The 13315-nt window shown below is 70.6% G+C and carries 11 protein-coding genes; all 11 read left to right on the top strand.

What is annotated here, in order from left to right:
- The first annotated feature begins 1 nt into the window (after position 1).
- The 11 genes from xylB (at position 2) to LGM89_RS23775 (ending at position 13300) form a co-directional block, all read left to right on the top strand.
- Complete coding sequence (gene xylB / locus LGM89_RS23825; protein ID WP_226274073.1) at positions 2-1480, top strand: xylulokinase; 1479 nt, start codon at positions 2-4, stop codon at positions 1478-1480.
- A gap of 125 nt (positions 1481-1605) precedes the next feature.
- Positions 1606-2634, top strand: a complete 1029-nt coding sequence (gene xylF / locus LGM89_RS23820) for a D-xylose ABC transporter substrate-binding protein (RefSeq protein WP_089498362.1) — start codon at positions 1606-1608, stop codon at positions 2632-2634.
- 65 nt (positions 2635-2699) lie between these two features.
- Complete coding sequence (xylG, locus tag LGM89_RS23815; RefSeq protein WP_226274072.1) at positions 2700-4259, top strand: D-xylose ABC transporter ATP-binding protein; 1560 nt, start codon at positions 2700-2702, stop codon at positions 4257-4259.
- The gene (locus tag LGM89_RS23810; RefSeq protein WP_226274071.1) at positions 4256-5467 is read left to right on the top strand and encodes a sugar ABC transporter permease; all 1212 of its coding nucleotides are present in this window, start codon (positions 4256-4258) and stop codon (positions 5465-5467) included. The genes xylG and LGM89_RS23810 overlap by 4 nt, the downstream gene beginning before the upstream one ends.
- A gap of 37 nt (positions 5468-5504) precedes the next feature.
- A complete protein-coding gene (locus LGM89_RS23805) occupies positions 5505-5831 on the top strand; it encodes a hypothetical protein (protein ID WP_226274070.1) in 327 nt (108 codons plus the stop codon).
- A gap of 489 nt (positions 5832-6320) precedes the next feature.
- Positions 6321-7811 carry a sensor histidine kinase gene (locus LGM89_RS23800; RefSeq protein WP_226206057.1) on the top strand — a complete coding sequence of 497 codons (1491 nt, stop codon included), beginning with the start codon at positions 6321-6323 and terminating at the stop codon, positions 7809-7811.
- Complete coding sequence (locus tag LGM89_RS23795; RefSeq protein ID WP_226206059.1) at positions 7793-9169, top strand: sigma-54-dependent transcriptional regulator; 1377 nt, start codon at positions 7793-7795, stop codon at positions 9167-9169. The genes LGM89_RS23800 and LGM89_RS23795 overlap by 19 nt, the downstream gene beginning before the upstream one ends.
- 377 nt (positions 9170-9546) lie before the next feature.
- Positions 9547-10119: a hypothetical protein gene (locus LGM89_RS23790; RefSeq protein WP_226274069.1), complete on the top strand. Its 573-nt coding sequence runs from the start codon at positions 9547-9549 to the stop codon at positions 10117-10119.
- 42 nt (positions 10120-10161) lie between these two features.
- A complete protein-coding gene (locus LGM89_RS23785; protein WP_226274068.1) occupies positions 10162-10710 on the top strand; it encodes a hypothetical protein in 549 nt (182 codons plus the stop codon).
- A gap of 21 nt (positions 10711-10731) precedes the next feature.
- Positions 10732-12009, top strand: a complete 1278-nt coding sequence (locus LGM89_RS23780; RefSeq protein ID WP_226274067.1) for an MFS transporter — start codon at positions 10732-10734, stop codon at positions 12007-12009.
- Between the two features lie 37 nt (positions 12010-12046).
- Positions 12047-13300 carry an arsenic transporter gene (locus LGM89_RS23775; RefSeq protein WP_226274066.1) on the top strand — a complete coding sequence of 418 codons (1254 nt, stop codon included), beginning with the start codon at positions 12047-12049 and terminating at the stop codon, positions 13298-13300.
- The last annotated feature ends 15 nt before the right edge of the window (positions 13301-13315 follow it).

The following is a 13315-nucleotide window of genomic DNA, read 5'->3' as shown; positions in this document are numbered from 1 at the left end:
CATGTACATCGGACTCGATCTCGGCACGTCGGGCGTGAAGGCGGTGCTGCTCGACCGCGACGGTGCGGTGCGCGCGAGCGCGAGCCGCCCGCTCGCGGTGAGCCGGCCGCAACCGCGCTGGTCCGAGCAGGCCCCGCGCGACTGGTGGGATGCCGCGTGCGGCGTGCTGGCCGCACTCGTGTCGGACGCGCGCACGGCGGGTATCGATCCGCGCGACATCGACGCACTCGGACTGACCGGCCAGATGCACGGCGCGACGCTGCTCGACGCGCACGGTGATGTATTGCGCCCCGCGATTCTGTGGAACGATGGCCGCGCGGATGCGGAGTGCGCGGAACTCGAACGACTCGCGCCCACGCTGCGCGCCGTGGCCGGCAACATCGCGATGCCCGGTTTCACCGCGCCGAAGCTGCTGTGGGTACGCCGTCACGAACCCGACGTGTTCGCACGCATCGCCCACGTGCTGCTGCCGAAGGACTACCTGCGCTACCGGCTGACCGGCGCATTCGCGACCGATCCGTCGGATGCCGCCGGCACGCTGTGGCTCGACGTCGCGAAGCGCGACTACGACGACACGCTGCTGGCCGCCTGCGGGCTGTCGCGCGCGCAGATGCCGGCCGTGTTCGAAGGCAATCGCATCACCGGCACGCTGGCGCCGGCCGTCGCACGCGCGCTCGGGCTGCGCGAGATCCCGGTGGTGGCGGGCGGCGGCGACAACGCGGCCGGCGCGGTGGGCGTCGGGATCGTGCGGCCCGGCGATGCGCTGCTGTCGCTGGGCACGTCGGGCGTTTATTTCGCGGTGTCCGACGGGTTCCGCGCGAATCCCGAATCGGCGGTGCACAGCTTCTGTCACGCGCTGCCGCAGACGTGGCACCTGATGTCCGTGATGCTGAACGCGGCAGGCTGCGTCGACTTCACCGCGCAACTGGCCGGTTACGACGGCGTCGCGGCGCTGCTCGACGATGCCGAGACGCATGCGCGCGAGAGCCGACCGTGGTTTTTGCCTTACCTGAGCGGCGAGCGTACGCCGCACAACGACGTGAATGCGAAGGGCGTGTTCTATGGGCTCACACCCGACACGCAGCGTGCGGATCTCGCGAACGCGACGCTCGAAGGCGTCGGCTTCGCGTTGCTCGACGGCATCGATGCGTTGCATGCGGCCGGGCTCGCACCCGACAGCATCACGGTGATCGGCGGCGGTTCGCGCAGCGCGTACTGGACGCAGATGCTCGCCGACCTGAGCGGCCGTGCGCTGACCTTGCGCGCGGGCGGCGAAGTGGGGCCGGCGCTCGGCGTCGCGCGCCTCGCGCATCTCGCGCTCGAACCGGATGCGCCGCTCGACGACGTGTGCCCGCAGCCGCCGGTCATCGCGGTACGCGAGCCGGACATGGCGCGCCACGCGTGGTATCGCGACGCGCGGCGGCCGACGTTTCGCGCGCTTTACCGTGCGCTCGAACCGGTGTTTGCCACGGGCGCTTGACGGGCGGATCGGTGATGCGATGCGCGTCGCACGATGCCGTGCTTTGCAGTGACTCGATGCGGGCGGCGCATTCCGGCGGCCTCCCGCGGTTCGTGAGGTGGTTCCATAACAAGGAGTCTGGAGACATGAAAACCGTGACGCGTCGTACCGTATTGAGTTCGCTTGCCGGCGCCGCTGCGCTGGCGCTGTTCGCGCTGGGCGCACCGCTCGCGCATGCGAGCAAGGACAAGCCCGAAATCGGCTTCTGCATCGACGACCTGCGCGTCGAGCGCTGGTCGCGCGATCGCGACTATTTCGTCGCGGCCGCGACGAAGCTCGGCGCGAAGGTGTCGGTGCAGTCGGCCGACGCGAGCGAGGAGCGGCAGATTTCGCAGATCGAGAACCTGATCTCGCGCGGCGTCGACGTGATCGTGATCGTGCCGTTCAATTCGAAGACGCTCGGCAACGTCGTCGCCGAAGCGAGGAAGGCCGGCATCAAGGTCGTGTCGTACGACCGGCTGATCCTCGACGCGGACGTCGATGCGTACATCTCGTTCGACAACGAGAAGGTCGGCGAGCTGCAGGCGCAGGGCGTCTACGACGCGAAGCCGAAGGGCAATTACTTCCTGCTCGGCGGCGCACCGACCGACAACAACGCGAAGATGCTGCGCGAAGGACAACTGAAGGTGCTGAAGCCCGCGATCGATCGCGGCGACATCAAGGTCGTCGGCCAGCAGTGGGTGCCCGAATGGAGCGCGTCGACCGCGCTGCGCATCACCGAGGATGCGCTGACCGCGAACAACAACAAGATCGATGCGATCGTCGCGTCGAACGACGGCACGGCCGGCGGCGCGATCCAGGCGCTCGCCGCGCAGCATCTGGCGGGCAAGGTGCCGGTATCCGGGCAGGACGCGGATCTCGCGGCGGTCAAGCGCGTGATCGCCGGCACGCAGACGATGACCGTCTACAAGCCGCTCAAGCTGATCGCGAGCGAAGCCGCGAAGCTCGCCGTCGATCTCGCGAAGGGCACGAAGCCCGCGTTCAACGCGCAGTACGACAACGGCAGGAAGAAGGTCGACACCGTGCTGCTGCAGCCGACGCTGTTGACCAAGCGCAACGTCGACGTCGTCGTGAAGGACGGCTTCTATACCCAGGCGCAGCTGGCGAGCCAGTAAGCGTACGACGGACGTGACGCCCGGCCGCCGCGACGGCGGCCGCGCTGACTGCGAGGCAAGAACGAATGACGGAACCCTTGCTGACGATGCGCGGCATCGTCAAGACCTTCGACGGCGTGAAAGCGCTCGACGGCATCGATCTCACCGTGCGGCCCGGCGAATGCGTCGGGCTGTGCGGCGAGAACGGCGCGGGCAAGTCGACGCTGATGAAGGTGCTGTCGGGTGTCTATCCGCACGGCACGTGGGACGGCGACATCCGCTGGGAAGGCGCGCCGCTCGCGGCATCCGGCGTGCGCGACACGGAGCGGGCGGGCATCGTGATCATCCACCAGGAGCTGATGCTCGTGCCCGAACTGTCGGTGGCCGAGAACATCTTCCTCGGCAACGAGATCACGCTGCCGGGCGGGCGCATGCACTTCGCCGCGATGGTCCGGCGCGCCGAGGAACTGCTGCGCGAATTGCGGATCGACTCGATCAACGTCGCGCAGCCGGTGATGAACTACGGCGGCGGCCACCAGCAGTTGATCGAGATCGCGAAGGCGTTGAACAAGGACGCGAAGCTGCTGATCCTCGACGAACCGTCGTCGTCGCTGAGCGCCGCCGAAACGCGCATCCTGCTCGACATCGTGCGCGACCTGAAGCGGCGCGGCGTCGCGTGCGTGTACATCTCGCACAAGCTCGACGAGGTCGCGGCCGTCTGCGATACGGTCACCGTGATTCGCGACGGCCGTCATGTCGCCACCGAGGCGATGCGCGCGCTGACCACCGACCGCATCATCGCGATGATGGTCGGCCGCGAGATCCGCGACCTGTATCCGCGCGAGCCGCACGAGATCGGCGAGGTCGTGCTGGAAGCGCGGAACGTGACCTGTCGCGACGTGACGAACGCGCGCCGCAAGCGGGTCGACGACGTGTCGTTCAGCGTGCGGCGCGGCGAGATCCTCGGCGTCGCCGGGCTCGTGGGCGCGGGCCGCACCGAGCTGATGCAGGCGATCTTCGGCGCGTATCCGGGCGCGTGCGCGGCGACCGTGCTGATGAACGGCCGGGTGCTGTCGATCCGCTCGCCGGCCGATGCGATCCGCGCCGGGATCGCGATGGTGCCCGAGGACCGCAAGCGCCACGGCATCGTGCCGCAGCTCGGCGTGGGCCACAACATCACGCTGGCGGTGCTGCGGCGCTTCGCGGCGCGCGGGCGGATCGACGCGGCCGCTGAACTCGATGCGATCCGCACCGAGATGCAGCGGCTGTCGGTGCGCGCCGCGCATCCGTTCCTGCCGATCGCGAGCCTGTCGGGCGGCAACCAGCAGAAGGCGGTGCTCGCCAAGATGCTGCTGGCCGAGCCGCAGGTGCTGATCCTCGACGAGCCGACGCGCGGCGTCGACGTGGGCGCGAAGGTGGAGATCTACCGGCTGATCTTCGCGCTGGCGAAGCGCGGCGTCGCGTTGATCGTCGTGTCGTCGGAGCTGCCCGAGGTGCTCGGGCTGGCCGATCGCGTGCTGGTGATCGGCGAAGGCGAGTTGCGCGGCGATTTCATCAACGACGGCCTCACGCAGGAACAGATTCTCGGCGCCGCGCTGAAGCCCGCGCGACTGTCCACCGAACCCACCGCAATGAGCGCGACATGAATTCCGAACTTTCTTCCTCGACCCCGGCGACGCCGGATGCCGACGCGCAGCGTTCCGCCGGCCGCACGGCGCGGCTGCCGCTTCGCCAGATCTTCGCGCGCTACAAGCTGCTCGCGCTGCTGCTGGCGGTCGTCGTGATCTGGACATTCTTCTCGGTGCTGACGGACGGCGCGTTCGTCACACCGCGCAACGTCTCGAACCTGCTGCGGCAGATGTCGATCACCGGCATGCTCGCGTGCGGGATGGTGTTCGTCATCATCGCGGGCGAGATCGACCTGTCGGTCGGCTCGCTGCTCGGGCTGCTCGGCGGCGTCGCGGCGATCCTCGACGTCAACCGCCACTGGCCGGTCGCGGCGACGATCCCGGCCGTGCTCGCGCTCGGCGTGCTGATCGGGCTGTTCAACGGCTGGTGGTCGACCTACCGGCGCGTGCCGTCGTTCATCGTCGGGCTGGGCGGGATGCTCGCGTTCCGCGGGATCCTGCTCGGCGTGACGGGCGGCTCGACGATCGCGCCGGTATCGGACGGCTTCGTGTTCATCGGGCAGGGCTATCTGCCGCGCCTGGCGGGGGACGGCCTCGCGATCCTGCTGTTCGCGCTCGTGTTGCTGCTGGTGGTGCGGCAGCGCGCGACGCGGCGGCGCTACCGGCTCGCGGTCGCGCCGCGGTGGCAGGACGTCGCGAAGGTCGTCGGCGCGGGCGCGGTGCTGTTCGCGTTCGTCGCGACGCTCGACCGTTACGGCGGTATCCCGGTGCCCGTGCTGCTGCTGCTCGTGCTGCTCGGCGTGTTCTCGTGGATCGCGACGCAGACCGTGTTCGGGCGGCGCATCTACGCCGTCGGTTCCAACCTGGAGGCGACGCGGCTGTCGGGCGTCGACACCGACCGCGTGAAGCTCGCGATCTTCGCGCTGATGGGGCTGATGTGTGCGTTTGCCGGCCTGGTGAACACGGCGCGGCTCGCTGCCGGGTCGCCGTCCGCCGGCTCGATGGGCGAACTCGACGCGATCGCCGCGTGCTTCATCGGCGGCACGTCGATGCGCGGCGGGTCGGGCACCGTCTACGGCGCGCTGATCGGCGCGCTCGTGATGGCGAGCCTCGACAACGGCATGTCGATGCTGGACGTCGACGCGTACTGGCAGATGATCGTCAAGGGCGCCGTGCTGGTGCTGGCGGTGTGGATCGACGTGGTGTCGCGGTCGAACCGGCGGTGACGCGCCGGTCGGTCGCGAGTCGACAACGAGGAAGACCATGGAACGAAACACGATGCGCGTGCCGGAGGTGGCCGTGCTGGCGGCCGGGCCGTTCGCGATGCCGGACGACGGTTCCGTGCTGGGCCTGGCTGACCCGCGCGACCGGCAGGTGATCGCGGATGCATTGCGCGCGCTGCTGCGCGAGCGTGCCGAAGCGCTCGCGTTCGCGACGCGCATGGCCGACCAGTGCGGCAGGCCGCGGCCCGATGCGGCCGATTTCGCGCTGACCGACATCATTCGGCTCGTTCGTATCGTCGAGCGGATCGAGCGGATCGAGCGGGACGGTGTGGCGAAGCGCGCTGCCGTGCCCGTGGACGCACGCTGACGGGAGAGGCGGCCGACGCGGCCAACGCGCCGGCCGAAAACCGATTGCGCCGCGCACGCCGCGCGGTCGACGTTCAACGCGGCGAATCGAATCGCACGCCGATTGGGGGCGAGGATTCCCCGCGTCGCGGGCTGACGCGGCCGTTGCCAGATAACGCGTCATTGACCCGCCCGCTCCCGACGCGCATCCTGCGCGGTCGCCGCCGCTTCCCGCCGCTGTCGTCGTCTGCGTTCGGGATGGCATGACTTGCGGCGGCCGGAGCGGGTGCAGCAAGGTGCGAACGGAAACGACGCGCATGGGGGCTCGACGGGAAACGTCGGGCTGGACGCTGGACGGAAGGCCGTCCAGCGCCCGAGGCCTTCGCCCGGCTTTCCGGGGGAGCCGGTGCCGCCGGCCCGGCAGGACGCCCGTGCGCTGCATGGCGATCGTGGCGGCTTCGCGCGACAGGCGATACGCTATGCTGTCGTCCTCAGCCGCCAGCCCGATCCGATGAAGCGTCCGTCGTTTTCCACCCAACTCGTCATGCTCTGGGCACTCGTCGCGGCGCTGTGCGCGACGCTGGTCGCGGTCGTCTGGATCACCGCGAGTTCCGCCGAGAGTCAGCAGGTCGCGAGCGCGAAGGCCGCCGGCGCGTCGGCCTGCGAAGCGGTCGCGTCGCGTTACAGCGCGTCTTCCGCGTCGCCGGGCGCCGGGCCCGCCCCGGAGCTGATGCATGCGATCCTCGACATCGTGCTCTCCCGCGCCCCCGACATGGAAGGCGGGTTCTGGATGCCCGGCGCCGCGCCTGCGGCGAGCGGCTTTCTCGCGTATTCCTTTCCCACCTACCAGGGCAGCGGCGTCAAACACGATGTACCGGAAGCGGAAACGCCGCTGATCCTTCGCACGCTGCGCGCCGCGGCGGCGACGCATGCCGCGACCGCGAACGTCGTCGAAGGTGCGCAGGATGCCGTGATCGCGGCGGCCTGCCCGGTACGCGGCGGATCGGGCCTGTACGTGTGGATGCTGACGCGTGCGCGCCCGCCGCTGGGCCGGCACGGCGAGCTGCTGGCCACGGGCCTCGCGGCCGTCCTCGCCGTGATTCTGGCGATCGCGGCGGCGCTGGCCGTGGCGCTGCGCCGATGGAAGCGCAATCTCGCGCGGATCGAGAGCGGGCTGGGCCCCGACGGTCGCGCGCATCATCTGCCGTACGTCGGCGAGCCCGATCTCGACCGCGTCATCGATGCGTTCAACGAGCGGGCGCGGCGCGCGAACCTGCTGCAACAGCAGGCCGACGAACTGCGCACGCGCCTCGCGCAGGCCGAACGCTTCGGCATGCTGGGCAAGCTCGCCGCGCAGGTCGCGCACGAGATTCGCAATCCGATGGGCGCGATGCGGCTGAAGGCGGAAAACGCGCTGGCCGGCGATGGCAGGCGGCAGCAGGACGCGCTGCGCGTGATCCTCGCGCAGATCGAGCGCATCGATGGGCAATTGTCGAGCCTGCTCGCGCTGACGCAGCCGGTGCGCCCGCATGCGACACGGGTCGACGTCGACGCTTGGCTCGCGCAGGTCGTCGACGCGCACCGCGAGCTGGCGCAGCGGCAAGCGATCGACCTGACGCTGTCGCTCGCGGGGCAGGGCGAACGGCTGGCATGGCCGTCGGATCGTCCTGCTTTCGATCCCGACCAGATGCGGCGGGCGCTCGACAATCTGCTGCTCAACGCGCTGCACCACGCGGGCGACGGCGGCGCGGTCACGCTCGCCGCCGAGCGGCGCATGTTCGCCGGGCGCGACTGGCTGTGCCTCACCGTGTCGGACAGCGGCCCCGGCGTGCCGGCCGCGCAGCGCGAGCGGATTTTCGAGCCGTTCGTGACGGGCCGCGCGGATGGCACGGGCCTCGGTCTTGCCGTCGTCCGCGAAGTGGCGGCGGCGCACGGCGGGCACGCGCGCCTCGACGGGGGCGCCGCATTCGTGATTGAAATTCCATGGCAAACATCCTCATAGTCGACGACGACGCGGCCTTTCGCGACAGCCTCGCCGAAACGCTCGCCGATCTCGGTCATCGGGCGGTCGAGGCCGCCTCCGGCCGCGCCGCGCTCAGCGCGCTGCGCGACGGCGGGGGCGTCGAATGCATCTTTCTGGATTTCCGCCTGCCGGATCTGGACGGGCTGGCCGTGCTCGCGCAACTGCGCGACGATCCCGCGCTGGCCGCGATTCCGGTCGTCATGCTGACGGCCCATGCGACCAGCGACAACACGATCGAAGCGATGCGGCTCGGCGCGTTCGATCACCTGACGAAGCCGATCGGGCGTCGCGACATCGCGCAACTGCTCGAACGCATCGTGTCGGCGAATCAGCCACCCGCGCGCGCGCCGGGCGACAGCGATTTCGCGGGCGAGCCGTCGGCGGACCGACCGCGGCTGCTGGGCGTGAGCGCCGCGATGCGCGACGTGCAGAAGCAGGTCGGCCGCGCCGCGATGAGCGACGCGACCGTGCTCCTGACCGGCGAGACGGGCACGGGCAAGGAGGTGGCCGCCCGCGTGCTGCATGCGGCATCGGCCCGGCATGCGGGGCCGTTCGTCGCCGTCAACTGCGCGGCCATCCCGGCCGACCTGCTCGAAAGCGAATTGTTCGGGCATCGTCGCGGTGCATTCACGGGCGCGCATGCCGATCGTGCGGGGCGGCTCGTGGAGGCCGATGGCGGCACGCTCTTTCTCGACGAGATCGGCGACATGCCCGCCGCGATGCAGGCGAAGCTGCTGCGCGCGCTGCAGGAGCGCCAGGTGACGCCGCTCGGCGCGGATCGCGCCACGGCGATCGACATTCGCGTCGTGGCCGCGACGCACCGCGACCTCGCCGCGGCCGTCGCGGACGGCACGTTCCGCGAAGACCTTTTCTATCGGCTGAACGTCATTCCGCTGCACCTGCCGCCGCTCGCGGAGCGTGTGGCCGACATCCTTCCGCTCGCCGCGCATTTCCTCGGCAGCGCGGCAGGCATGCGCGCGCTGCATCTGACGAACGACGCCCAGCGCGCGCTGCTCGATCACCGCTGGCCGGGCAACGTGCGGGAACTGCGCAACGTGATGGAGCGGGCGGCCGCGCTCGCGCCGGGGCCGGCCATTGGCGCGGCCGATCTCGGTCTGGCCGCCGGGCCGGCGCGCGAGCCGCACGCCGATGCGGTGCCGGCGCACCTGCTCGACATGCCGCTGCCCGATGCACTGGCGACGGTCGAGCGCGCGGCGATCCTGCGCGCGCTCGAGCGCGCGAACGGCAACCGCGCGGAAGCCGCGAGGCAGCTCGGGATCGGCCGCCAGTCGCTCTATGCGCGCATGGCGAATCTCGGGATCGAGCGCGGCGACTAGGCTAGTCTCGCCGTTTCGACTGTCGGGAATGCCGACATCCGGCGACGCGACGTGTCGGGAAATCCGACAGGTTTCGCGCGCGTCGTCGTTCGGCGCACGGCCACGCGGGGCGTCGCGGGTTGGCACGGGTATTGCGGATATCGATGCATCGCAACCCGTCGCCGGAGCCCGCCATGAAGTCGTACCTGCCTGTCGTTCGATCGCGGCCGCGGCGCCGTGCCGCCGTGCGCCGCTCGTCTCGCATGCTCTGCGCGGCCGCGCTCGTTGCCGTCGCAACGGTCAGCGTGGCGCAGGTGCCGCCCGCACCGCGCGCGGAAGATCCGGCCGGCGCCATGCCGCCGCCTGCTCCTCCTCGGCCTCGCGCGCTGGTGCCTGCCGTGCCCGGAAACGACACCGCACGGAATGCGCTGGTGTCCGGCACGCTGTCGCGCCTGACGATCAATCCGGAAGGCACCGTCGACGGCTTCGTGCTCTCCGACGGCACGCTCGTCCGCCTGCCGCCGCATCTCGGTTCGCAACTGACGGCACTCGTGAAGACGGGCGACCGCGTGACGGTCGCCGGCGAACGACGCATCGACGATGAAATCCGTGCCCGCGTCGTCCGCAATGACGGCACCGGCGCGTCGCTGTCCGATCAACCGCCTGCGCCCGTCGCGCCGGTGCCGCCCATGCTGCGCGGCGTCAACCTTGCCCGCCTGAGCGTGTCCGGCGTCGTGCGCCGCGTGACGCGCGCGCCGCGCGGCGAGCCGGACGGCGTGATGCTCGACAGCGGCGCGATCGTCAAGCTGACCGTTCCGGCCGCCCAGCAATTCGGCGCGCTGCTCGTCCCCGGCGAGCGCGTGGCCGCGGTCGGCTACGGCACGCGCAACGCCTACGGCGAAGCGCTGCAGGCGACGGCGTTCGGCGCGCCGGGCCATGTCGTGAATCTCTATGACGATGTCGCGCGCTGAGCGCGCGCCGCTTTTCCTCAATCTATCGAAAGGAGTCCTGCCATGCATTGGATCGATCCCGCCTGCCTGCCCGAAACGCGCGGCCGCGTCACGCAGTTCCTGCTCAATCCGCACGGAGACATCGACGGCCTGATCCTGAACGGCGACCTGCAGGTGCACGTGCCGCCGCATCTGGGCCACGAACTGGTGCGCCGTGTCGCGGTCGGCGACCGCATCCGCGTGCGGGGCGTCAAGCCGCGTCGCACCGAGATGATCGCGGCCGTGCAACTGACCGGCCGCGACGGCGTCGACATCGTCGACGACGGGCCCGCGCACGCTGCGCCGGCGAAGCCGACGCACCCCGCTCGCACTCCGCTGGAATCGAGCGGCGAAGTCGCGTTTGCGCTGCACGGCCCGAAAGGCGAGTTGAACGGCGCGTTGCTGACGAGCGGCGTCGCGTTGCGGGTGCCGCCGCATGCGGCTGAAGCGCTGCACGATTATCTGCGTCCCGGTGTCCATGTGCAGGCGTGGGGGCACGGCGTCGTCACGCCGCACGGCACGACGCTCGACGTGAGCGAGATCGCCGAGCTCGTCGATGCGGATGCCGAATGATCGTGCGACCGTGAGGCGGCCATGAGAGCGGCACGCGCGCTCGAAGCGCTCAACTTCTTCCTGGCCGACGTGCAGGCCGGCATCGGCCCGTTCATCGGCGTCATCCTGCTGTCGCGCGGCTGGGGCGCCGATGCGATCGGCTCGGTCATGACGCTGGCCGGGCTCGCCGCGATGGCCGCGACGCCATTGGCCGGCGCGCTCGTCGATACGGTGCACGCGAAGCGGGCGCTGATCGTCGTCGCGACCGCGGTGACGGCGCTCGCGTCGCTGGCGATGAGGTTCGTCCACGGCTATCCGGCGGTGGCGGCGTCGCAGGTCGTGGCGGCGGTCAGCGGCGCGGTGCTGGCGCCGGCCGCCGCGGGCGTGACGCTCGGCATCGTGCGCCGGCAAGGTTTCGACCGGCAGTTCGGGCGCAACCAGATGGCGAACCACGCCGGCAACGTCGCCGGTGCGGCGCTCGCCGGGTGGCTCGGCTGGCATGTCGGATTCGACGCGGTGTTCGCGCTGGTCGGCGTATTCACGCTCCTCGCCATCGCGAGCACGCTGGCGATTCCCGGGCACGCGATCGATCACGCGTCCGCACGGGGTCTCGATCCTGCCGGTGCCGCACCGGGAACGGATGCTGCGCATCCGCATGCGTCGGCATCGGCATCGGCGTCCGCATCGACGTCGCGCGTCGGCGGCCTGCGCACGCTCGCCGACAACCGGCCGCTGGTGCTGCTCGGCGCATCGCTCGCGCTGTTTCATCTCGGCAACGCGGCGATGCTGCCGCTCTACGGGATGGGCGTCGTCGTCACGCATCGCAGCAACCCGAGCGCGTTCACCGCCCAGACGATCGTCATCGCACAGTGCGTGATGATCGCGGCGGCGTGGCTCGCGCCCCGGCTGATTCGCGCGCACGGTTACTGGCGGGTGCTGCTGTTCTCGTACCTCGTGCTGCCGGTGCGCGGGCTGGTCGCCGCGGCGTGGCTGAGCGAAGCGGGCGTGTGGCCGGTGCAGGTGCTCGACGGCATCGGCGCCGGCCTGCAAAGCGTAGTCGTGCCCGCACTCGTCGTTCACCTGCTGCATGGCTCCGGCCGCGTGAATGCCGGGCAGGGCGCGGTCGCGACCGCGCAGGGCATCGGCGCGGCGCTCAGTCCCGTGCTGGGCGGCGTGCTCGCGCAGCACTTCGGCTATCCGTCCGCGTTCGTCGTGCTGGGCGCCGTGTCGACGGGCTCGCTCGCGCTGTGGCTCGGTCATGCGCGTTCGCTGGGCCGCGTGTGCGGCAAGCCCGCCGATCTATCGGCGACATCGTCGTGAAGGCGATGTCGATTTCCATGTCTCCGCCTACTTACCCATGAATCCTGTTTCGCTTGCCTGGCTGATTTCCGCGCTCGCCACCGCGGGCGTCATCACGCGTCCGTTCGGCTGGCCCGAGGCCATCTGGGCCGTGAGCGGCGCGCTGCTGCTGGTCGTGTTGAACCTGTTACCGGCTGCCCAGGCGCTGGACGCCGTCGCGAAAGGCGGCGACGTGTACCTCTTCCTGACGGGCATGATGCTGCTGTCCGAGGCGGCCCGTCGCGAGGGGCTGTTCGACTGGGTCGCGACGCATGTCGTCAATCTCGCGCAGGGCTCGCCGCGGCGGTTGTTCGCGTTGATCTACGGGGTCGGCGTCGTCACCACGGTGTTCCTGTCGAACGATGCGACCGCCGTCGTGCTGACGCCCGCGGTGCTTGCCGCCGCGCGCCGCGCGAAGGCCGACCCGATGCCGCTGTTGTACAGCTGCGCGCTCGTCGCCAATGCCGCGAGTTTCGTGCTGCCGATTTCGAATCCGGCGAACCTCGTGCTGTACGGTGCGCACATGCCGGCGCTCGGCGTCTGGCTCGCGCACTTCGCGGCGCCGTCCGTCGCGTCGATCGTCTGCACGTTCGTGATGCTGCGGATCGTGCAGCGACGTGCGCTGTCCGGCCGTTGCGAGTCCGCGCTGCCGGTGCAGCCGCTGACGCGCGGCGGGCGCATCGCGCTGGCGGGCATCGCCGCAACGGCCGTCGTGCTGATGGCGGTGTCGGTCGCCGATCGCCCGCTCGGGTTGCCGACCGCGCTGGCGGGCGTCGTCACGGTCGCGTGCGTGGCGATGCGCGATCGCGCGGCGTGCGTGCCGATCGTTCGCGAGATTTCCTGGAGCGTGTTGCCGCTCGTCGCGGGGCTGTTCATCGTCGTCGAGACGCTCGACCGGACCGGCGCGGTGCGCGCGCTGGCGGGCCTGCTGCACATGCTGATGCAAAGCGGCGAGCACGTCGCCGCGGCCGTGGCCGGCGCCGCGGTCGCGCTGGTGTCGAACGCGGTCAACAACCTGCCCGCCGGGCTGATCGCGAGTTCGACGATCCACGCCGCGCACAGCCCGCAAACGGTGGTCGACGCGATTCTGATCGGCGTGGATCTTGGCCCGAACCTGTCGATCACCGGTTCGCTCGCGACGATTCTGTGGCTGGCGGCGATCCGGCGCGAAGGGCTGCAGGTCGGTTTCCGCGCATTCCTCGCGGTCGGCGCGTGCGTGATGCCACCTGCGTTGCTGCTCGCGCTGGGCGCGCGGTTCGTGGTCGGCGGCTGACGCGCGATGCGCGTC

It is taken from the genome of Burkholderia sp. AU31624, from assembly GCF_020420065.1.
In the GTDB taxonomy this organism is placed as follows: Bacteria; Pseudomonadota; Gammaproteobacteria; order Burkholderiales; family Burkholderiaceae; genus Burkholderia.
The sequence above is the reverse complement of the archived record's forward strand: the minus strand, read 5'-3'. Positions and strand labels throughout refer to the sequence as shown.